The following is a 19,542-nucleotide window of genomic DNA, read 5'->3' as shown; positions in this document are numbered from 1 at the left end:
TCTAATCAGGTATTTTCATGAGTTCATTTAACGCACAGATTTTAACCCCGAATGGTTCTCTATTTGAAGGAGAAGTAAGCGGGGTGAAGCTTCCCGGAACACAGGGTAGCTTTGAAGTCAAGGCAAATCACGCGCCCATCGTTTCTACATTGGAGAAAGGAAACGTGCTGGTGCGTAAAGAAGATGGAGATACAAACTTTTTAATCTCCGGTGGGTTTGTTGAAGTTAACAACAATAAACTCACATTATTGGCAGAATCTGTAGAAGAAGCCTGATTCTGAAACTATTTTTTATTTAGTGTTAAGAAGCCGGTGGTAACATCGGCTTTTTTATTAAATGGGCTTTAATACAAATATGGTTCGGTTTACTGGATATATTGGATAAATGTGGATAGGTATGTCATTTATTTCAACCAATTCAAGGTTTAGTTTGGAAAATAATTCAATCCATTCCTTTTTACTTCGGAACGAATTATTCCCCTTTGCCCAAGGAGACGTGTTAAGGTGGATGTTGCCAAACATTTTGTCCAAACGCGATTCGACTATATCCTCAGCAACGATTATATAATCTCGGGTGACCCTTGCAGCCTCTTTAAGCAATTCAACCTGTGTGTCCGTATGATGAAGTACGAACATAAAAATTGATGTAGAGAAACTCTTGTCTGCTTTATTAATATTCTGTCCATCAAATATATCAAGGTCAATTTCTTCTATGGCTTTATCTACGACATCAATGGGAGTAATAGTATGACCTTGATCCTGAAGATAAAGACTGAACCTACCCGTCCCTGCACCGATGTCTAGGCAGTCTTTTCCATAGTAGTGTTGAATGTGATCGTACTTGAATGGAAGAAAATAATCTTTATCTCCTGATGTTAACTTTTCGTAGATAACCTGAAAGAGATGTACTGAAAATTTTAAGAAACGGATGATTCTATCTCTATTTATTTTTTTGAAGGTCAAATATCAGGTAAATAATATTAACTACCAACCAATTCTTCCTTTGTCTTTATCTTTCACCAATTCGTTGGTGGTTTTATCCGGGTCTTCCGGCATTACGAAACCGGGTGGTGGATCAAAGGCATCGTACTTCCAGTACGCCTGATCATCGGCTGTAGCGTAATTAATAAAGGTACCCACAATTGGGAGTGCAGAACGGGCACCCTGGCCAATATAGGTGTCTTCCGGGAAGCGAATTCTGCGGTCGGCTCCACCTACCCAGGCACCCATTACAATGTGAGGCATCATGCCTACAAACCAGTTATCGGCACTGTTTTGAGTGGTCCCGGTTTTACCGGCCACGTCCTGCCGTACTCCATATACGTTTCGTAAACGAACACCGGTTCCGTAGAAATCTTCCCCGCCACGAATTACACCCCGAAGCATATCCGTGATAATGTAAGCCGTTTCAGGGCTGATCACTTCTTTGGTGTAGTCGGGATGAAATTCCTTAAGAATATTTCCCTCACGGTCTTCAATTCGGGTGATGGCAATAGGTTCGATATGAACACCTTTATTGGCAAAGGTAGTATAGGCGCTTGTTAATTCCAGTAGTGATACTTCCGCCGTTCCCAGGGCTATGGAAGGGTAGGCCGGAGTTTTGCTCATATCTATTCCGAGATTAGAGGCCATGGCTTTAATTTTTCGAGCTGCAGGATCCAATTCCCACAACTTATTGGTTCCCGGGGCTCCTGCAATTTCAGGCAGCAAACGAACGGTAACATTATTCATACTGCGGGCGAGGGCTTCTCTAAGCGAAACATTGATGGGACCATCATGAACAGATTCATCCTTTGGATTCCAGATTTTACCAGCACGGTCTCTAAAGGTAACCGGGAACTTGGAAAACTTGTGATACGGCTTATACCCGTTATCAATAGCTACGGCGTAAACAAAAGGTTTAAATGTAGATCCGGCCTGTCTGCGTGACTGATACACGTGGTCGTACTGAACGTTACCGTAGTCGGTTCCTCCAACCCATGCTAACACCTTACCATTAGTGGGTTCTATAGCTACGAAACCGGATTCCAGCTTCGTGCGGGCTCTTTTTACCGAGTCAACAAAAGCAGAGTCTGTAAAAAGGGAATCAAAAACTACTTTCTCTATTTTCGTGTCATATTTTGAAAAACCGTTTTTATAGCGATCGGTTTCCCGCAAGAATTGACGCAGGAATAATGGGTTCTTTTCCCAGAACTCATCCATGTATTCACCACCTGGAGAAGTCCATTCCGCTTCATAAATTTTCTGAAGGGAATCCAGCTTGGTTTTTACCGCGCGTTCGGCGTGGCGCTGCAAGCGGGAGTCGATGGTAGTGTAGATAACCAGCCCATCCTTGTATAGATCATAGCCGTTTTCTTCTAGCCAGGGTTGAACCTGCTGGCGCACATATTCACCGAAGTAGCGACTTTGACGTCCAGTTTTGAAAGGGGGATGATAATCCAGGCCAATGGGCTCCTCGGTCAGTGTTATATATTCCTGGTCGGTTAAGAAATCTCGCTTATGCATTTGAGACAGAACAATATCCCGACGCCGTTCGGATCGTTCGGGAAAGAGTCTGGGGTTGTAGGCATAGATGGCTTGTAGCGAGCCCACCATCATCGCAGCTTCATTAATATTCAGTTCTTTGGCAGGTTTACCGTAATGGGTTTGAGCGGCTGCTTCAATACCGAAGGTTGAGTTTGGAAACTCCACCGTATTCAGGTACATCTCTGCAATTTCACGTTTGGTGTACCGCTTTTCGAGCTGTGCGGCGGTAATCATTTCCCGGAACTTCCGGGCTATCGAAAATTCCTGCCCGATTTTTTTGTACAGGTTACGAGCCAGCTGTTGGCTGATGGTAGAAGCCCCTTGCCAGCGACCGTTTATCAGATGCCAGGGGATAGCGAGCGTAGCATACATATCAATTCCCCAATGAGTGTAAAACCGGTGGTCTTCGGTGGCTACAAGAGCATCAATTACGTGAGGAGAGATGTCTTCGTAGCGGACCCATTTTCGGTTCTCAGTAAAATATTTGTCAAGAGTTACTCCATCCCGGCTTCTAACCTCAGAGGCGATAGCCGTTTCAGGGTTTTCAAATTCATCCGCTGAAGGAAGCCCCTGGAAGAGGTAGAACACATATCCTGCCACAAACAATAATAAGACTCCGGCTACAGTTCCGGCCCAAACCCAGAACTTTCGCAGAGAAGGGGAAGACCCTCCGGGAGCGGATTCTCCTTTCTCTTTCCGTTCTTTCAATATCTTTTTACGGTATTCCGGATCGTTGAAGTACCGCTTATGATCGATGGGTTCTTTTTTGTCGTCGCTCATAGTATTTATTTATTTCCCTCGTAAGGTAAAAAATTTTTCGATGCCGCCTTCCACTTAACGAGTTGCATTCCGTCTTTGTTATATAAAGCCATGGTCCGGTGGTTAAAAAATGTTCCAAGATTTATATAGTCTCCGCGCGAAAATGTTTCCACTCTGGGTACATGATCGTGACCGCTTATTATATAGTCTAAATTATGGCGGCCGAATATTTTTTTCGCCTGTCGATTCAAAGGCTCCGGATTATGATTGTTTCTCCTTCTGGTGATGGCGGAAAACATTTTCATAGTGGCTAGTCCTGTTTCCGGGGAGAGGATTTTTTGATAGGTACTCACAAAAGCCGGATTCCTTAACAAGCGATGAAAGGCGGCTCTGGGGAAATCAATTTTATTTGCAGCCACTCCATCACCGTGCATCAGTAGAAACCGTTTATCTTCGAGTTCAAGAAGTCTGAAGTTAGGTTCAATCTCGAAACCCCGTTCCTCAAAATGCCCGAAGGTCCAGTTATCATGATTACCGGTAATATACAGGGCAGGTGTAACAGATTTGTTGTAATCCTCAAAAGTATCTAAAACGTGCTTTCCCAATTCCGGAACAAAGCCTTTTTCGGGATATTCCATCCAGTAATCAAAAAGATCACCCAGGATGTATATTTTAATTCCCTTCTGCTTACAAAATTGAATCAGAGCAATTAAATCCTGTTCAATTTGCTTATTGGTTTCCGAAGAAAAAGCACCAAGGTGAACATCAGAAATGAAAACGTGCTGGCTAAAGTCCATCAACTTATTTTTTCCGGGTAATAACGAAATGAATCAGATCGGCAAAGTCTTGTTTGGCCGAGGAATCCGGAACCGTTCTTAAACCATCAATGGCTTCATTTGCATAATCGTACATCGTCTGCCTGGCGTATTCCATTCCACCACTGGAATGAACAAAATCTACGATGTCGTCAACATTCTTGGACGACTTCTTCCTTTTCTTCATCAACGCACGAATGTGGGCAGCGTCTTTTTTGGAAGCATGTTCAAAGGCTTTGATCAGGGGTAAAGTCACTTTTCTTTCCTGAATATCATTTCGTGTTGGCTTTCCAACATCATACACTCCGTAATCAAACAGGTCGTCCCGGATCTGAAAGGCAATACCAATGCACATGCCGATGTCCCGCATTTTTTTATGAATCTCTTCGTCATCGGTAACAGAAACAGCTCCGCATTCACAACAGGTAGAAATCAGGCTGGCCGTTTTTTCGGAGATAATCTGGAAATAACGCTCCTCCGTCATGTTAAAAAGTCCGGCAGTCTTGAGCTGTCGCAGTTCCCCTTCACTCATTTTTTGAACGGCTCGCGACTGTACTTCCAACAGGTTATGCTCTTTATTTTCCAGTGCAATTAACAATCCTTTGGAGAGTAAATAATCACCTAATAGTACCCCGGCTTTGTTCTTCCATATTTTGTTGATGCTTACAAATCCTCTGCGCGAGTTGGCTTCGTCAACCACATCATCATGAATAAGAGTGGCCGTATGCAAAAGTTCTATCATGGTAGCTGCGATATAACTCCGGCGGTTAATTTCGCCAAACAGGTTGGCACTCATAAAAACAAGAGTGGGGCGAAGCTCTTTGCCTTTCTGCCGCAACAGGTAGTTAATGATCTGATCTAACAGAAAGACATCGGACTGTATGGTCTCTTTAAAAAAGCTCCTGAATTCCGACAAGTTTTCAGAAACAGGGGCTGTAATTTCTTTCAGGGTCTTGCGGGTAACGGTCTCCGAATTTATCTGTTCTAACTCTTGGTTATCGATCATCAATTGTGTTGAAATTTTCTTAAACTTGTCGGTGTAATAATTTACTCATAATACGAAACAATTATTTACTCTCACATTACTCACTCACTCTCACTCATTGAAAATTTATGTCAGAAGATTTAGTTAAAGTTAAAACTATTGCAGTTTTGACAAGTGGAGGGGACTCTCCCGGAATGAATGCAGCTGTAAGGGCTGTGGTGCGAGCCGCCGCACAATCTAAGATTAAAGTATACGGAGTTAAGCACGGGTATTATGGCTTAATTCACGATGAATTTGTTGAAATGGATACCCACTCTGTGTCTAATATCATACAGCGGGGCGGTACCATTTTGAAATCAGCTCGATCCGAAGAATTTCGGACGGAAGAAGGAAGAAAAAACGCAGCTGAAAATCTAAAGAAATATAATATAGATGCCCTTGTTGCTATTGGCGGAGACGGTACGTTTACAGGAGCTAATTTATTAAGTAAAGAGCACGGTGTGAATGCAGTAGGTGTGCCTGCTACCATCGATAATGATATTATAGGAACGGATGAAACCATAGGTTACGACTCCGCTTTAAACACTGCTCTGGATGCTATCGATAAAATTCGAGACACGGCCGATGCACACGAGCGTATGTTCCTGGTGGAGGTGATGGGGCGGGATACCGGCTTTATCGCTTTAGAAACGAGCATAGCCAGCGGAGCTGAAATTGCTTTATTGCCTGAAGAACTCACTAATGTTGAGGAGGTAAAGCGTCAGCTTAACAACATGCTGAAAGAACAGCGCCGAAGTAGTTTGGTTGTTGTTGCTGAAGGAGATGAAACCGGCGGGGCCATAAAACTCGCGGAACGAATCAAAGATGATTTTTCGCAGTACGATATGCGGGTGTGTATTTTGGGCCATATTCAGCGTGGTGGTGCTCCAACGGCACGCGATCGTGTACTTGCAAGCAGATTAGGCGCGGCGGCCGTCAAAGTATTACAGGAAGGGCACAGTGAAGTAATGGTTGGTGTAGTGAATAATTCTTTAAAGCTTACACCAATGCGAGTTGCTATTTCCAAGAAAAAAGAATTAGACCATTCGTTAATTGAATTGGCAAAAATCCTAAGGTAACAATGATCAACTGTGATATAAGTATTGCCCGAAAATTTATACTGGATGACGAGTATCTGAAAGCCCGAAAAAAGGCAGATACCGCACTTGATCATCTAAAAAATAAAACCGGTCCAGGCTCCGAGTGGCTGGGTTGGCGTGATCTTCTGGCCGATCCGAACGATGCTGAACTTGAACAAATTAGCTCACTTGGACGGGAAATCCGTGCTAAGGCAGATGTTTTCATCGTTTGCGGAATTGGCGGTTCCTATTTAGGTGCAAAAGCTGTGATAGATGCACTTTCTCCTCACTTTGGAAGCAATGGTCCTGAAATTTTATATGCCGGTCATCACATCGGAGGGAAGTATTCGAACAGTTACTGAAGTATCTTAAAGAACCCAAGGAGAACGGCGAGCCCAAAAGTATTTATGTAAATGTGATTTCAAAGTCCGGCTCAACCCTCGAAACGGCTCTGGCATTCCGGATGCTCAGAGAGCTGATGGAGGAAATGTATGAGGAAGATGCTTCCGGGCATATAATCTGTACAACCAGCAAGGAAGGCGGGCTACTCAACAAATTGATTGCTCAAAAAGGATATCGGAAATTTGTGATCCCGGACAATGTTGGTGGTAGGTACTCGGTACTGACACCGGTTGGCTTGTTGCCCATTGCTGTTGCCGGCATTGATATTCGTACACTGTTCTATGGTGCGGTTTCAGCCTATAATTCCTATGAGGAAAACGCAGAAGATCTTCTCGAATACGCCGCTCTTCGAAATGCCATTCATGAATCCGGAAAGACCATTGATGTTTTTGCTACTTTTGAACCAGAGTTAACTTCACTTGGCGGATGGATTCAGCAGCTGCTCGGAGAAAGTGAAGGGAAGGAAGGAAAAGGTATTTTCCCGACAGTAGCCACTTTCTCAACGGACCTTCATAGTATCGGCCAGTTTATTCAGCAGGGAAAACGCAGCCTGATGGAGACCTTTATTATTGTGGAGAAACCCTTTTCCAAATTGCAGGTAAATAAGCTTGAAGGAAATGACGATGAACTCAATTATCTGGCCGGGAAATCGTTTCACGAGATTAACACCAAAGCCCGGGAAGGAACAACCGAAGCCCACAGCGAAGGGGATGTTCCAATTGTGAAAATTTCATTACCGGCATTGAATGAAGAGAATATCGGGCAGCTGATTTATTTCTTCGAATTATTAACCGGAATTTTTGTGTATAGTTTAGGGGTCAATCCATTCAATCAACCCGGAGTTGAAGACTATAAAAAAGCCATGTATCGACTACTTGGTAAATAATAAAATCATTCTATGGATCAGGAAAATAAATCAAAATATGTAGCGGTAGCCGGGAACATCGGTGCCGGAAAATCGTCGTTAACAGGATTACTGGCTAAACATTTTAACTGGGAGGCTTTCTACGAATCGGTAGACGATAATCCGTATTTGCAGGATTTTTATGAAGACATGCGTCGATGGAGTTTTAATCTCCAGATCTACTTTCTTTCCAGCCGGTTTCGTCATCAAAAAGAGATGCTCAATGATGATGTGAACTTAATTCAGGACAGAACCATTTATGAAGACGTGGAGATTTTTGCGAAGAACCTTCACAACATGAACCTGATGAGTGATCGTGATTTTGCCAACTATGAAGCACTCTTTAATGAAATGAGTTATTACCTCCGCCCACCGGATCTGCTCATCTATTTGCGTGCACAGGTTCCCACTTTGGTGAAGCAAATTCAGCAGCGGGGAAGAGACTATGAGAACACCATTCGCATTGAGTACCTGGAAAGGCTGAACAACCTTTATGAGGACTGGATCGGCCGTTATCCCCATGAAAAACTAATTATTGATACTGATGACCTCGATTTTGTGAATAAGGAAGAGGATTTGGGGAAGGTAATTGATTTGATAGACCAGAGAATGTTTGGCTTATTTAATTGATTGAACCACAAATGTATAATGCTTATTTTAGGTAGCTATTGAGGAGAAGTTCTATGCTTAAGTTTAAGATCTTTGAGATACCTGAAGAACAAAGTGAAAAAACTCTTCAATTAAGTTCTGAGGAACTTGATTTGGGGGATGTCACTTTTAAAGGCGGTTCTTTACATATTGATTTCTATCGCACCATGCAGTTTGTCCGTACTCAGTTTTCAATTGATGCGAAAATAGAATTGCAATGTGACCGATCACTTGATGCCTTCGATTATGATGTGCAGCAGGATTATGAGGTGCTTTTCAAAGCTGAAGAGGTGGAAGAATCAGCTGATGAAAACGGTGCGGTACGGAATTATGATCACGCAAGTAAGCAAATTGATTTAGAGCAGGATGTTAGAGATACCATTTTGCTTAATCTCCCAACAAAGAAATTACATCCCCGCTTTCTGGACGAGAATGGAAATCCGAAGGAAGTACTGAATGAACAATTCGGTGATATTCCTGAAGACGATGAAGAAAAGATCGATCCACGGTGGGAAAAACTGAAAGAATTAAAAGATTAACGATACAAGGTAAATTTAATGGCACATCCAAAACGAAGAACTTCGAAAGCCCGCAGAAACAAGCGTCGTGCTCACCACGCAATTTCTGACGTAACTTTAGCTAAATGTTCTAACTGCGGTGCTCTCCATCGTTACCACCATGCATGCGCTGAATGTGGTTACTACCGTGGCCGCCAGGTAATGAAAGCAGCTAACTAAAAAACTGATTTATGATTGTTGCAGTAGATGCAGCCGGTGGAGATTACTATCCCAAAAATCCTGTTGAAGGAGCCCTTAAGGCCGTAGAAGAAAACAGTGACCTCATTGTACTTCTTGTAGGCCCTGAAGATCAGGTGAACAAAGAACTCGCAAATCATGAATATGATAAAGAGCGGGTTCTTGTGCATGATGCTCCTCAGGTTATAGGGATGGAAGAATCACCGGCACAAGCTGTAAAGACAAAGCAACAATCATCTATTGTGGTAGGGGTAGGCCTGCATAAAGCCGGAAAATGTGATGCATTTGTAAGTGCCGGAAATACCGGGGCGTTACTGGCAGCTTCCATGTTTGGCTTGGGAAAACTTAAAGGCGTTCTCCGCCCGACAATTGCAGCCTACTACCCAACTGTAAAAGGATTTCGTTTGCTTGTTGATGCAGGGGCTAATCTGGAATTTGAAACCCGAGGCTGCCCTTCAGTTTGCCAAAATGGGGCAAATTTACTGCCAGCAAATCTTAAACATCGACAATCCTAAAATTGGTCTTCTCAATGTTGGAGAAGAAGAAGGCAAAGGCACCGATCTGCTTAAAGAAATTTATGGCGAACTAAAGCATCACGAAAACTTTGTTGGCAACCTGGAGGGTAAAGACATCCTTCCCGGAAAAGCTGATGTATTTTTATGTGATGGTTTGGTCGGTAACATTGTACTCAAATTCGGTGAGTCCATACCTGAGGTTCTGCAGCAAATGATAGGCGGTGCCATTAAGGAGTTGGGGCTCTCAAAAGAAGAAGCCGGACAAATTCAAAAAGTATTGCATACCGCTTTGTCTTCATTTAATTATGAAAACGTTGGCGGAATTCCTTTCTTGGGCGTAAATGGAGTGAGCATCGTTGGTCACGGCGGAAGTTCACCCCTTGCCATCAAAAATATGATAAAAAGTGCTGTTCAAACGGTAGAAAACGATGTGAACGGCAAAATTGTAGCATCTCTAAACTGAGCTAAAATTCTTCATGGAAGTAAAACGAGCTAAAATTACATCGGTAGGACATTATCTGCCTGAAGATCGAATGACAAACAAAGATCTTGAGAAACTGGTAGATACCAATGATGAATGGATCAGAACGCGCACCGGAATTGAAGAGCGTAGGGTTTTGAAAGACCCGGACAAAGCAACGGCATTTATGGGAGCTGAGGCTGCAAAAGAAGTGCTTAAAAATCGGGGTATTTCTGCCGAAGAGATCGACCTTATTATTCTGGCTACGGTAACTCCTGATTATTTATTTCCGGCAACAGCATGCCTGGTACAAAAGAAAATCGGGGCAAAAAATGCTTTCGCTTTCGATCTTTCAGCTGCGTGTTCAGGATTTCTTTATGCGTTGAGTACAGGAGCTATGTATATCGAGTCGGGCCGGGCCAAAAAAGTGCTGGTGATTGGTACCGATAAGATGAGTTCTATTCTGGATATGACCGACAGAACTACCTGTATTTTGTTTGGTGATGGCGCAGGCGCAGTGCTGTTGGAAGAATCGGAAGACGGAACCGGAATTATTGATCAGAAGCATTACACTGAAGGTGATTCAGAATGCAGCCTTTACCAACCGGCCGGCGGTAGTAGAAATCCGGCCAACGAAGAAACCGTAGCTAAAGGAATGCACTACCTCCAACAAGATGGTCGTGCAGTATTCAAAAAAGCTACGATGGGTATGGCCGATGTTTCGCTTGAAATTATGGAGCGTAACAACCTGGATCCTGAAGAAGTAGCGTGGCTGGTTCCGCATCAGGCTAACCTGAGAATTATTGATGCTACGGCACGCCGTATGGGACTTTCTAACGAGAAAGTGATGATCAATATCAATAAATATGGAAATACAACAGCGGCTACCATTCCGCTTTGTTTGTATGATTGGAAAGATAAGTTGAATCATGGCGACAATATCATATTGGCTGCCTTTGGCGGCGGTTTTACGTGGGGTGCCATTTACTTAACATGGGGGATGAAATAAGATGAGTACGGCCTATTTATTTCCCGGACAGGGATCGCAGTTTGTTGGTATGGGGAAGGAGTTATATGACTCAAATCCGCATGCGGCAAAGTATTTTGATGATGCCAATGAAATTTTGGGCATCAATCTGAAGAACATCATGTTTGAAGGTCCGCAAGAAAAACTAACCCAAACAGAGTTTACACAACCCGCTATTTTCCTCCACTCGGTGGCTCTATTTAAAACACTGGGAGCAACCCCTGATATGGTTGGCGGACATAGTCTGGGAGAGTTTTCTGCATTGGTAGCCTGTGGAGCTGTATCTTTTGAAGATGCACTCAAAATTGTTCGCCGTCGTGGTGAGTTAATGCAAAAAGCCGGCACTGATAATCCGGGAACCATGGCCGCTATCATCGGAATGGATGACGATGCGGTTGAAAAAGTTTGTGCACAAGCATCTGAAGAAACCGGCAAAGAAGTAATCGCAGCTAATTATAATTGTCCGGGACAGTTGGTGATTTCAGGTTATCAGGAGTCCGTTGAAAAAGCCGTAGAGCTTGCCAAAGAAAATGGAGCCCGGATGGCAAAATTACTGCCCGTAAGTGGAGCTTTTCATTCCTCTTTAATGCAGCCTGCTTATGACGGGTTGAAAAAACAGCTCGAACAATTGGACATCAGCGAAACAAACTGCCCGATTTACAGTAACTACACTGCCAAAGCTACTACTGATCCTGAAGAGATCAGATCAAATTTGTTAAATCAGTTATTGAATCCGGTACGCTGGACACAAACTTTGAACAACATGAGCTCTGACGGAGCTGATGCCTTTGTCGAAGTTGGTCCCGGTAAAGTGCTTCAGGGCTTGGTAAAAAGAACATTGAAAGACGTAGAAATTTCAGGACATCAATAAAAACAGACTATGAGTTTAACACTTGAAGGAAAAACGTGTTTGGTAACCGGAGGCAGCCGGGGTATTGGAAGAGCCATTGCCCTTAAGCTGGCTGATTTTGGTGCCGATGTAGCCATCACCTATGCTCGCTCGGTAGATGCGGCAGAAGAAGTGAAAGCAGAAATTGAGGCAAAAGGTCGGAAAGCGAAAGCACTACAGGCAGATGCGGTTAATTTTGAACGTGCTGAAGAAGTGATCAATGAGATTGTGAATGACTGGGAAAAATTGGATGTGATTGTAAACAATGCCGGCATCACCAAAGATAATTTGATCCTTCGCATGAGCGAAGATCAGTGGGATGATGTAATCACCACAAATCTTAAAAGTATTTTCAATTACTCCAAAGCAGCCGCAAAACCCATGATGAGAAATCGGGGCGGATCTATCATTAATATCAGTTCCGTAGTAGGAATTTCCGGAAATGCAGGCCAAAGTAATTACGCGGCATCCAAAGCCGGTATTATTGGATTTACAAAATCATACGCCAAAGAACTTTCATCCAGAAATATTCGTGCAAATGTAATTGCTCCGGGATATATTCTGACCGACATGACCGGCGAACTTGATGAAAAAGTTTTGGAAGGTATCAAAGCTGAAACTCCATTAGGCCGAGCAGGAGAGGCGAACGAAGTTGCTGACGCCGTTGTATTCCTTTCCTCGGATATGAGTTCCTACATTACCGGGGAAGTAATTCGGGTTGATGGCGGCATGGCAATGTAATACGGTTACGTATTGCAGATACCAGACTGAATTTTTAAGTTGAAAACACTTATTTTATAAAAATTATAATTACCAACTAATCACTGAAAAGGACACAATATGTCACAAGACGTAGAATCAAAAGTAAAAGCTATCATTGTAGATAAACTTGGTGTAGACGAATCAGAAGTTGCAGGTGATGCAAACTTCACTAACGATCTCGGAGCCGATTCACTGGATACAGTAGAATTGATCATGGAGTTCGAAAAAGAATTCGATCTCAGTATTCCTGACGAAGACGCTGAAAACATCGCCACTGTAGGGGATGCTGTAAGTTACCTTTCAGGAAAACTGTCTTAATTAGTTTAATACGTACTACATTTAATAACATATTCCTATGAGCACTCGCAGAGTTGTAGTAACAGGTATCGGTGCCTTCACCCCAATTGGGAAAAGTGCACCGGACTTCTGGAACGGTTTAGTTTCAGGTAAAAACGGAGTCCGGCCTGTCGAACATTTTGATACAACCGACTTCGCCACAAAATTTGCTGCTCAGATTGAGGACTACGATTATTCCAACTATTTCGATCGTAAAGAAGCCCGGCGGTTAGATAAAGTGGCACAGTATGCCCTTATCGCTTCCGGCGAAGCGCTCGAAGACAGTAAGCTTGATCTGGAAAACATAAATAAGGACGAGGTTGCTGTATTGGTGGGAACCGGTATCGGTGGCATGGAAACTTTCTATGAGCAATCGATATCGTTTCATGAGCACGGGCCAAGAGGGGTTTCCCCATTCTTTATCCCTATGCTTATTCCAGATATCGTATCCGGCCAAATTTCCATCAAATATGGATTCAAAGGTCCGAACTACTGTGCGGTATCAGCATGCGCTACGGGTTCTCATAACATCGGGCTTGCCTATGATACCATCCGGTATGGACAGGCAGACTATGCCGTTGCCGGTGGAACGGAAGCTCCGGTTACCAAAATCGGGATCTCCGGTTTCAACAGCATGAAGGCAATGTCTACCCGAAACGATTCTCCGGAAACAGCCTCACGTCCATTCGATAAAGATCGTGATGGATTTGTATTGGGTGAAGGTGCAGGTATTTTCATTCTGGAAAGCCTGGAATCTGCTCTCGATCGTGGTGCACGTATTTACGGTGAAATCAAAGGGTATGGCTTTTCTGCTGATGCACATCACATCACAGCCCCTGATCCGGATGGAAACGGGGTAATCCTGGCCATGACCAAAGCCATGAAGGCAGCGGGCATTAAGCCGGAAGATGTAGATCACATTAACATGCATGGTACATCCACGCCGTTAGGTGATATAGCCGAAACCAATACTATTAAAAAAGTATTTGGTGATCATGCGAAGAAAATTAACCTGAATTCTACCAAGAGTATGCATGGTCATACTTTGGGAGCAGCAGGTGCTATCGAGTCTATCGCATCACTTCTGGCTATATATCATGGTATGGTTCCTCCAACTGTTAACATCGAAAATCAGGATCCTGAATGTGACCTGAACTACACAGCTAATGAAGCGGTAGTTCGCGATGTTGAGTATGCACTTAACAATGCATTTGGTTTTGGCGGCCATAATTCAACCCTCGTATTTAAAAAGTACAAGGACTAAACATTCATGCCCGATTGGTTCAGGTCTCTTTTTACTAAGAAGAAGAAATCAGATCTTAGCCCTGAACTTAAAAGCAGAATTGAGAAATTAGAAAGGATCGTTGGTTTTCAAATCGACGATCCTTCTCTTTTTCTAAAGGCTCTTCGCCATCGCTCCACGCTTTCCCAGGAGCAATATGAAACCTATGACTCTTATGAACGCCTCGAATTTTTAGGGGATGCCGTTCTGGATTTGATTGCCGCTGAAATTTTATTCAATCAGTACCCTGAAAAGGACGAGGGATTTTTAACTAAAGTGCGAGCCAAGCTCGTGAGGGGAGAGACTCTTTCTGATTTTTCAAAGAAGCTGGGCATCGAAGACTTAATGGAGCTTGGGGAGAGAAACGGTAGCGCTAAAGTTTCGAAAAGTATCCTGGCTGATGCTTTTGAGTCCATCATAGCTGCCATCTACATCACAAAGGGATATCAGCATGCTTTCGGGTTTGTTGATAAGGTGATCGAAGAAAACCTGATCATCAAAGAACTCATAAATACGCTCGACAATTATAAAAGTGCGCTGCTGGAATATGCCCAGGCTGAGAAAATGCCTATACCTCAATATGAACTGATCAATGAAAGCGGGCCGGGACATAATCGTACCTTCGAAGTAAAAGTACTCATAGGGGATAAACAACTTGGGACGGGTATCGGAAAAAGCAAGAAAAAGGCCGAACAAAAAGCAGCCCGCGAAGCACTCAAGAGTATTAAAGACTGATTACTTATTTTCCCGGGCGATTATACAGAAATAAGCATCACCAAACTTGTTTTTTGATGGATTAAGCCCGATTCTTAGCCCGTCCACTACAGGCCCATTCAAAAGAAAAATCCATGTTTGTTCAACTCATAAAACCGGAATTCGAAGAGCTCATCTCTTCCAAAGATTGGGTTGCCTTGAAAGAGGTATTGAACGATGTGCCTGCTGCTGACATAGCTGATCTGTTACTGGAATTGCAGGGTGATATTGCTGTCGTCGTTTTCCGGCTTTTGAAGAAACCGGTGGCTGCTGATGTTTTTACAGAACTCCCGTCTTCTAAAGGAGTGGAACTTCTGGAACTGTTCAACAAGCAACAGCTGAGCGATGTAATGGGCAACCTGGAACCGGATGAGCAGGTTTCGATTTTAGAGGAACTGCCGGGCCACCTTACCCAACGGGTGATGAACTCCATTAACCGGGAAGACCAGAAACAGCTTAAAAAACTGTTGGGATACCCGGAAGAAAGTGTTGGTCGTTTAATGACGCCACGTTACGTTCGGGTAAAATCGGATTGGACGATAGAAAGGAGTATGGCTCATATCAGAAAGTATGGTGAAACTGCCGAGACCATCAATGTGATTTATGTGGTTGATGACAAAGAGCATCTTATTGATGACTTGCGGATCACGCACCTCATCCTCGCCAATCAGGAGGATCAGATTGACGTGTTAATGGACCGCTCTTTTGAAGCTCTTTCCGTTTATGATGACCAGGAAGAGGCGGTAAAGATGCTGGCCAAATATGACCGGGTAGCTTTGCCTGTAGTTGATTCGGATGGAGTACTTGTGGGAATAGTGACCGCCGATGACGTAATAGATGTAGCCGAGGAAGAGACTACCGAGGATATGCAGAAAATGGCGGGTATGGATGCCCTGGATGACTATTATTCTCAATCCTCCATTTTTGATATTGTTAAAAAACGGCTTTGGTGGCTGATTGTTCTTTTTGTAGGTCAGATTTTAACAGCCATCGCAATGGGTGGGTATGAAGAAGTGCTTCAGAAAGTAGTGGCTCTGTCGTTTTTTGTCCCATTGATTATCTCAAGCGGAGGTAATTCAGGCTCTCAGGCAGCAACATTGGTCATTCGTGCACTCGCCACCGACGACCTTAAGCCGGAAGACTGGAAAAAAGTATTCAGGCGGGAATTTACATCCGGTCTCATGCTCGGTGGCTTAATAGGTCTTTTAGGCTTTTTCACCTTAATAGGTTGGGATTTAATTGGGGGAGCAGAGCTGACGAACACCGTATTCCTTACTGCCGGAGTTATTGGATTGAGCCTTTTTTCCATTGTGTTATTTGGGAATTTTACCGGAGCCATGCTGCCGTTTTTCCTTTCAAAAATGAATTTGGATCCGGCTGTATCTTCTGCACCTTTTGTTGCAACCATAGTAGATGTGAGTGGAATCATTATTTATTTTACCATAGCAATTGTACTTTTAAGCGGAACCTTACTTTAAAGCCCAATATATTTCGATGAAAGCATACCACGATCTTGTAAAAAGCGTACTTGAAAATGGGGTCAGGAAAGAAAACCGGACCGGCACCGATACGATTTCAAATTTCGCAGAATATTATAAAGTAGATTTATCGGAAGGTTTTCCTCTGCTAACAACCAAAAAAGTATATTTCAGGTCGGTGATTTTAGAAATGCTCTGGTACCTGAGGGGAGAGGATCACATTCGCTGGTTGCGCGATGAAAACGATTGCCATATTTGGGATGCCTGGGCGGATGAAGACGGGCATGTGGGGCCAATTTATCCCGTACTCTGGCGAAGGTTTCCGTATTTTGAAAAAGAATCGGTACGATTTGAAGGAAATGGCTCAGCACTGGATAAAGAAGTTTGGGTTCGCAAAGAGTTTGATCAGGTTCAGCGTGCCATTGATATGCTAAAGAATAATCCGAACAGCAGGCGGATTGTTGTGAGTGCCTGGCATCCGGGTTTGCTTGATGAAATGGGCCTTCCACCATGCCACCTGATGTATATTTTCAATGTAGCGGATGGTAAATTAAACTGCCATCTGACTCAACGCTCCGGTGATATTGCCCTGGGTATTCCGTTTAACCTGGCATGCTATTCTGCCTTAACCATGGCTATTGCCCAGGAAGTGGGCCTTGAGCCGGGTACCTTTGCTCATACCATTGTAGACGCCCATATCCACGTTAACCACGTTGACGGCTTGAAAGAGCAGCTTACCCGAAAGCCTAAACCGCTTCCTACTCTTAAAATAACCAATAAGCCGGTTGATGAACTCACCTTTGATGATTTTACCCTGGAAAATTACGATCCTGATCCGGTAATTAAATTTGAGGTTGCGGTATGACCATCACGCTTGTTGCTGCACACGACCCCAACCTTGTGATAGGAAAAGAGGGAGGGTTGCCCTGGAGGTATCCGGGAAGATTTAAAACACTTCAAAAGAACCACTCTTGGTAAAACCATTATTATGGGCCGGGGTGTTTTTGAGGAACTCAATGAAATTCCCCTTCCTGAGCGGAAAAATATTGTGCTCTCCACAACACAAAAATACGATAACGTTGATACCTATTCTTCTCTTGAAGATGCATTAAAATCGTCTAATGAGGAGGAGGTTTTTATCATTGGTGGTGGTGTATTATACAGAGAAACCATGGATATAGCCGATAAGCTTATCATCACTGAAATCCATCAGGAGTATGACGGTGATACCTATTTTCCGGAGTATAGAGACGAAATAGGAACATCCTGGAAGGAAGTGTCGAGAGAAGATCATGAAGAGCTCAGCTTCATCACCTATAAGCGCCCCTGACACCTGTATTAGCAAGTATTAATTAAGAAAGATTAACCTGTAATCCGCGGGCTCTTTTAATAATTTTATGTGATACGTTAATGGCGGACACCGTCTTATTAATTATAGAATGAGCCAGGTTTTAAAAAATACTCCAACAAAAAGAGATACTAAGGCATTGAAAGCTTTGATTGTAGATGATCTGAAGTTTAACAGGAGTCTGGCCAGGGTTATACTTGAACGGAATAATTTCGAGACGCAAGAAGCTGAAAATGGAGTAGAAGCTCTGCTACACTTTGAAGGGGAACAGCCTGATGTAATTCTTATGGACATTTGTATGCCAGTGATGGACGGTATTGAAGCCATGAGAAAGATCAGAAAGTTGAACCCCGGGGATAAAGTAAACAGCATACCCATCATTGCTTTTACTTCAGGCGAACACAAAGAATCCAGGTCTGATTTATTGGATCAGGGCTTTTCGGAATACCTGAAAAAACCCTTTAAAGAAGAAGAACTGTTTGATAAGCTGTCTCAATTTTTACCGGTGCAAAGAACCGCTTCTTAAATACTGATGTCTTTTAAATGCACACAGTAATGTTTTACCACAGGCTCTGTTAATGCAATAATATTCTTGGTCTCCGCAGCTTTCGAAAACTCAATCGCTTTCTCGTCCTCCAATATCCAAATGCTCTCGTTTTTATATTTATAGGCTTCCGAATAACTGTTTTCAAAACCCAGATAGTATTCAACAGCCGATTCATCATTCGGGATTCGTAATTTTTTCAGCGCTTTTTGTGTTTTTTTGGTGATTTCGTTCAGCTGGGCTTTAGTTCGCTTCTATCCAAAAAAGTGGTTCTGGATAAATCCCGGTTTAGAAACCGGTGGCAGAGATTACAGTATAATTTGTCTCCGCATTTCTTCCAGATTTTTATGCTTAAGTACACATCGTGGTCATCCATTTCAGCATAACGGTCAATCATTTGTTTGGTGATTGTTTTCTTAGCTGAAGGCTGTTCGGTCAGGAAATACTGAAGGGCCGGTGAGGTAAAATCCAGTTCTTCTCCATTTGCAATAAGCTGATGTACCCGTTTAAATATGCTTCGAAGTAAAAAATCGGCACTTAAAACGGTTTTATGTTGATAAACCTGCATGTACATCAAACGGCGGGCGATGATATAATTCTCTACCGCATAAATTCCCTTCTTCTCAATCACGATATTTCCCTTAAAAACCCGCATGGTTTTCAGGATGCGATTAATCCCCACCGTGCCTTCTGAAACACCGGTAAAAAAGCTGTCCCTTCTCAGGTAATCCAAACGATCTAAATCGAGCTGGGAAGAAATCAATTGGTGAAGAAACTTTTTCTTATGCTGGTTGGTGAAAATATCGATGGCGGTATCCAGTGCTCCATGAAACTCCTTGTTGAGCTCTTTCATGATGGATAAGCTCATCATTTCATGGTTGAAGTCCTTAATCAACGAATGCTCCAGTGTGTGAGAAAGGGGGCCGTGGCCAACATCATGCAGTAGAATAGCCATCAGGGTTCCTTCATACTCGGGTTGACTGATAGTGGTATCCTTTTCACGAAGGTTGTTAAGTACGCGCTGACCTAACTCAAGTGCGCCTAAAGCATGTGAAAACCGGGAATGTTCGGCAGCTGGAAAAACAAGGTAACCAAGTCCGAGCTGACGTATCCTCCTTAACCGCTCAGCTGGCCAAGCGGCGACGAAAAACGCGAAAGCGTTTCACGATAAATGCGAAAACCTAGATGTTCAAAGCTAACAGTGGTTAATATCGGCGGCATGTACCAAAGGCTACAT

At 43.3% G+C, this 19,542-nt stretch carries 24 protein-coding genes; 19 read left to right on the top strand and 5 right to left on the bottom strand.

Going from position 1 to position 19,542, the window contains the following annotated elements:
• Nucleotides 1-17 precede the first annotated feature (17 nt).
• Nucleotides 18-275 carry an ATP synthase F1 subunit epsilon gene (gene atpC / locus ABFW99_RS05140; RefSeq protein ID WP_349355091.1) on the top strand — a complete coding sequence of 86 codons (258 nt, stop codon included), beginning with the start codon at nucleotides 18-20 and terminating at the stop codon, nucleotides 273-275.
• A gap of 57 nt (nucleotides 276-332) precedes the next feature.
• Here atpC and ABFW99_RS05135 read toward each other — a convergent pair whose 3' ends face one another.
• Genes ABFW99_RS05135 through ABFW99_RS05120 form a run of 4 tightly spaced genes read right to left on the bottom strand, consistent with a single transcriptional unit; the run spans nucleotide 333 to nucleotide 5,105 of the window.
• Nucleotides 333-962, bottom strand: coding sequence for a class I SAM-dependent methyltransferase (locus tag ABFW99_RS05135; protein ID WP_349355090.1), 630 nt, complete (start codon nucleotides 960-962; stop codon nucleotides 333-335).
• A 21-nt stretch (nucleotides 963-983) separates the two neighbouring features.
• Nucleotides 984-3,305: a penicillin-binding protein 1A gene (locus ABFW99_RS05130; RefSeq protein ID WP_349355089.1), complete on the bottom strand. Its 2,322-nt coding sequence runs from the start codon at nucleotides 3,303-3,305 to the stop codon at nucleotides 984-986.
• 5 nt (nucleotides 3,306-3,310) lie between these two features.
• Nucleotides 3,311-4,081, bottom strand: a complete 771-nt coding sequence (locus ABFW99_RS05125; RefSeq protein ID WP_349355088.1) for a UDP-2,3-diacylglucosamine diphosphatase — start codon at nucleotides 4,079-4,081, stop codon at nucleotides 3,311-3,313.
• 4 nt (nucleotides 4,082-4,085) lie between these two features.
• A complete protein-coding gene (locus ABFW99_RS05120; protein ID WP_349355087.1) occupies nucleotides 4,086-5,105 on the bottom strand; it encodes a polyprenyl synthetase family protein in 1,020 nt (339 codons plus the stop codon).
• Between the two features lie 107 nt (nucleotides 5,106-5,212).
• Between ABFW99_RS05120 and pfkA the strand changes: the two genes are divergently transcribed.
• From pfkA to ABFW99_RS05030, 18 genes are all read left to right on the top strand, one after another.
• Nucleotides 5,213-6,202, top strand: a complete 990-nt coding sequence (gene pfkA / locus ABFW99_RS05115) for a 6-phosphofructokinase (RefSeq protein ID WP_349355086.1) — start codon at nucleotides 5,213-5,215, stop codon at nucleotides 6,200-6,202.
• A gap of 2 nt (nucleotides 6,203-6,204) precedes the next feature.
• Entirely contained in the window at nucleotides 6,205-6,564 is a 360-nt protein-coding gene (locus tag ABFW99_RS05110; RefSeq protein ID WP_349355085.1) for a hypothetical protein, read from the top strand.
• A gap of 53 nt (nucleotides 6,565-6,617) precedes the next feature.
• The gene (locus ABFW99_RS05105; RefSeq protein WP_349355084.1) at nucleotides 6,618-7,490 is read left to right on the top strand and encodes a hypothetical protein; all 873 of its coding nucleotides are present in this window, start codon (nucleotides 6,618-6,620) and stop codon (nucleotides 7,488-7,490) included.
• A 12-nt stretch (nucleotides 7,491-7,502) separates the two neighbouring features.
• The gene (locus tag ABFW99_RS05100) at nucleotides 7,503-8,138 is read left to right on the top strand and encodes a deoxynucleoside kinase (protein WP_349355083.1); all 636 of its coding nucleotides are present in this window, start codon (nucleotides 7,503-7,505) and stop codon (nucleotides 8,136-8,138) included.
• Nucleotides 8,139-8,191: 53 nt separating this feature from the next.
• A complete protein-coding gene (locus tag ABFW99_RS05095) occupies nucleotides 8,192-8,695 on the top strand; it encodes a YceD family protein (RefSeq protein ID WP_349355082.1) in 504 nt (167 codons plus the stop codon).
• Nucleotides 8,696-8,713: 18 nt separating this feature from the next.
• A complete protein-coding gene (gene rpmF / locus ABFW99_RS05090; RefSeq protein WP_349355081.1) occupies nucleotides 8,714-8,893 on the top strand; it encodes a 50S ribosomal protein L32 in 180 nt (59 codons plus the stop codon).
• An 11-nt stretch (nucleotides 8,894-8,904) separates the two neighbouring features.
• Nucleotides 8,905-9,426 (top strand): hypothetical protein, encoded by a 522-nt coding sequence (locus ABFW99_RS05085; RefSeq protein ID WP_440707439.1) that lies wholly within the window; start codon nucleotides 8,905-8,907, stop codon nucleotides 9,424-9,426.
• Nucleotides 9,347-9,889 (top strand): hypothetical protein, encoded by a 543-nt coding sequence (locus tag ABFW99_RS05080; protein WP_440707438.1) that lies wholly within the window; start codon nucleotides 9,347-9,349, stop codon nucleotides 9,887-9,889. The genes ABFW99_RS05085 and ABFW99_RS05080 overlap by 80 nt, the downstream gene beginning before the upstream one ends.
• A 13-nt stretch (nucleotides 9,890-9,902) precedes the next feature.
• A complete protein-coding gene (locus tag ABFW99_RS05075; protein WP_349355079.1) occupies nucleotides 9,903-10,895 on the top strand; it encodes a beta-ketoacyl-ACP synthase III in 993 nt (330 codons plus the stop codon).
• Nucleotide 10,896: 1 nt separating this feature from the next.
• Nucleotides 10,897-11,784 (top strand): ACP S-malonyltransferase, encoded by an 888-nt coding sequence (gene fabD / locus ABFW99_RS05070; protein WP_349355078.1) that lies wholly within the window; start codon nucleotides 10,897-10,899, stop codon nucleotides 11,782-11,784.
• A gap of 9 nt (nucleotides 11,785-11,793) precedes the next feature.
• Nucleotides 11,794-12,543: a 3-oxoacyl-[acyl-carrier-protein] reductase gene (fabG, locus tag ABFW99_RS05065; RefSeq protein WP_349355077.1), complete on the top strand. Its 750-nt coding sequence runs from the start codon at nucleotides 11,794-11,796 to the stop codon at nucleotides 12,541-12,543.
• Nucleotides 12,544-12,642: 99 nt separating this feature from the next.
• On the top strand, nucleotides 12,643-12,882 hold the full coding sequence (locus tag ABFW99_RS05060) for an acyl carrier protein (RefSeq protein WP_255135780.1): 240 nt from the start codon (nucleotides 12,643-12,645) through the stop codon (nucleotides 12,880-12,882).
• A gap of 37 nt (nucleotides 12,883-12,919) precedes the next feature.
• Nucleotides 12,920-14,164 carry a beta-ketoacyl-ACP synthase II gene (gene fabF / locus ABFW99_RS05055; protein ID WP_349355076.1) on the top strand — a complete coding sequence of 415 codons (1,245 nt, stop codon included), beginning with the start codon at nucleotides 12,920-12,922 and terminating at the stop codon, nucleotides 14,162-14,164.
• A gap of 6 nt (nucleotides 14,165-14,170) precedes the next feature.
• The gene (gene rnc / locus ABFW99_RS05050; RefSeq protein WP_349355075.1) at nucleotides 14,171-14,917 is read left to right on the top strand and encodes a ribonuclease III; all 747 of its coding nucleotides are present in this window, start codon (nucleotides 14,171-14,173) and stop codon (nucleotides 14,915-14,917) included.
• A 113-nt stretch (nucleotides 14,918-15,030) separates the two neighbouring features.
• Nucleotides 15,031-16,413 (top strand): magnesium transporter, encoded by a 1,383-nt coding sequence (gene mgtE / locus ABFW99_RS05045; RefSeq protein ID WP_349355074.1) that lies wholly within the window; start codon nucleotides 15,031-15,033, stop codon nucleotides 16,411-16,413.
• Nucleotides 16,414-16,429: 16 nt separating this feature from the next.
• Nucleotides 16,430-17,278, top strand: coding sequence for a thymidylate synthase (locus ABFW99_RS05040; RefSeq protein ID WP_349355073.1), 849 nt, complete (start codon nucleotides 16,430-16,432; stop codon nucleotides 17,276-17,278).
• A 69-nt stretch (nucleotides 17,279-17,347) separates the two neighbouring features.
• Entirely contained in the window at nucleotides 17,348-17,743 is a 396-nt protein-coding gene (locus tag ABFW99_RS05035) for a dihydrofolate reductase (protein ID WP_440707446.1), read from the top strand.
• Between the two features lie 109 nt (nucleotides 17,744-17,852).
• Complete coding sequence (locus tag ABFW99_RS05030; RefSeq protein WP_440707437.1) at nucleotides 17,853-18,287, top strand: response regulator; 435 nt, start codon at nucleotides 17,853-17,855, stop codon at nucleotides 18,285-18,287.
• Nucleotides 18,288-18,537: 250 nt separating this feature from the next.
• Here the strand turns inward: ABFW99_RS05030 and ABFW99_RS05025 are convergent, their stop codons facing one another.
• A complete protein-coding gene (locus tag ABFW99_RS05025) occupies nucleotides 18,538-19,416 on the bottom strand; it encodes an HD domain-containing protein (RefSeq protein ID WP_440707445.1) in 879 nt (292 codons plus the stop codon).
• Between the last annotated feature and the right edge of the window lie 126 nt (nucleotides 19,417-19,542).

Source organism: Gracilimonas sp. BCB1, assembly GCF_040117685.2.
Taxonomy (GTDB): Bacteria; Bacteroidota; Rhodothermia; order Balneolales; family Balneolaceae; genus Gracilimonas.
This window is presented reverse-complemented; position numbering and strand designations above follow the sequence as displayed.

Bases quoted from the DNA above. Each gene is read 5' to 3' on its own strand.
- atpC (WP_349355091.1), top strand. From the start codon at position 18: ATGAGTTCATTTAACGCACAGATTTTAACCCCGAATGGTTCTCTATTT.
- ABFW99_RS05130 (WP_349355089.1), bottom strand. From the start codon at position 3,305: ATGAGCGACGACAAAAAAGAACCCATCGATCATAAGCGGTACTTCAAC.
- ABFW99_RS05125 (WP_349355088.1), bottom strand. From the start codon at position 4,081: ATGGACTTTAGCCAGCACGTTTTCATTTCTGATGTTCACCTTGGTGCT.
- ABFW99_RS05120 (WP_349355087.1), bottom strand. From the start codon at position 5,105: ATGATCGATAACCAAGAGTTAGAACAGATAAATTCGGAGACCGTTACC.
- pfkA (WP_349355086.1), top strand. From the start codon at position 5,213: ATGTCAGAAGATTTAGTTAAAGTTAAAACTATTGCAGTTTTGACAAGT.
- ABFW99_RS05110 (WP_349355085.1), top strand. From the start codon at position 6,205: ATGATCAACTGTGATATAAGTATTGCCCGAAAATTTATACTGGATGAC.
- ABFW99_RS05100 (WP_349355083.1), top strand. From the start codon at position 7,503: ATGGATCAGGAAAATAAATCAAAATATGTAGCGGTAGCCGGGAACATC.
- ABFW99_RS05095 (WP_349355082.1), top strand. From the start codon at position 8,192: ATGCTTAAGTTTAAGATCTTTGAGATACCTGAAGAACAAAGTGAAAAA.
- rpmF (WP_349355081.1), top strand. From the start codon at position 8,714: ATGGCACATCCAAAACGAAGAACTTCGAAAGCCCGCAGAAACAAGCGT.
- ABFW99_RS05085 (WP_440707439.1), top strand. From the start codon at position 8,905: ATGATTGTTGCAGTAGATGCAGCCGGTGGAGATTACTATCCCAAAAAT.
- ABFW99_RS05075 (WP_349355079.1), top strand. From the start codon at position 9,903: ATGGAAGTAAAACGAGCTAAAATTACATCGGTAGGACATTATCTGCCT.
- fabD (WP_349355078.1), top strand. From the start codon at position 10,897: ATGAGTACGGCCTATTTATTTCCCGGACAGGGATCGCAGTTTGTTGGT.
- fabG (WP_349355077.1), top strand. From the start codon at position 11,794: ATGAGTTTAACACTTGAAGGAAAAACGTGTTTGGTAACCGGAGGCAGC.
- ABFW99_RS05060 (WP_255135780.1), top strand. From the start codon at position 12,643: ATGTCACAAGACGTAGAATCAAAAGTAAAAGCTATCATTGTAGATAAA.
- fabF (WP_349355076.1), top strand. From the start codon at position 12,920: ATGAGCACTCGCAGAGTTGTAGTAACAGGTATCGGTGCCTTCACCCCA.
- rnc (WP_349355075.1), top strand. From the start codon at position 14,171: ATGCCCGATTGGTTCAGGTCTCTTTTTACTAAGAAGAAGAAATCAGAT.
- mgtE (WP_349355074.1), top strand. From the start codon at position 15,031: ATGTTTGTTCAACTCATAAAACCGGAATTCGAAGAGCTCATCTCTTCC.
- ABFW99_RS05040 (WP_349355073.1), top strand. From the start codon at position 16,430: ATGAAAGCATACCACGATCTTGTAAAAAGCGTACTTGAAAATGGGGTC.
- ABFW99_RS05030 (WP_440707437.1), top strand. From the start codon at position 17,853: ATGAGCCAGGTTTTAAAAAATACTCCAACAAAAAGAGATACTAAGGCA.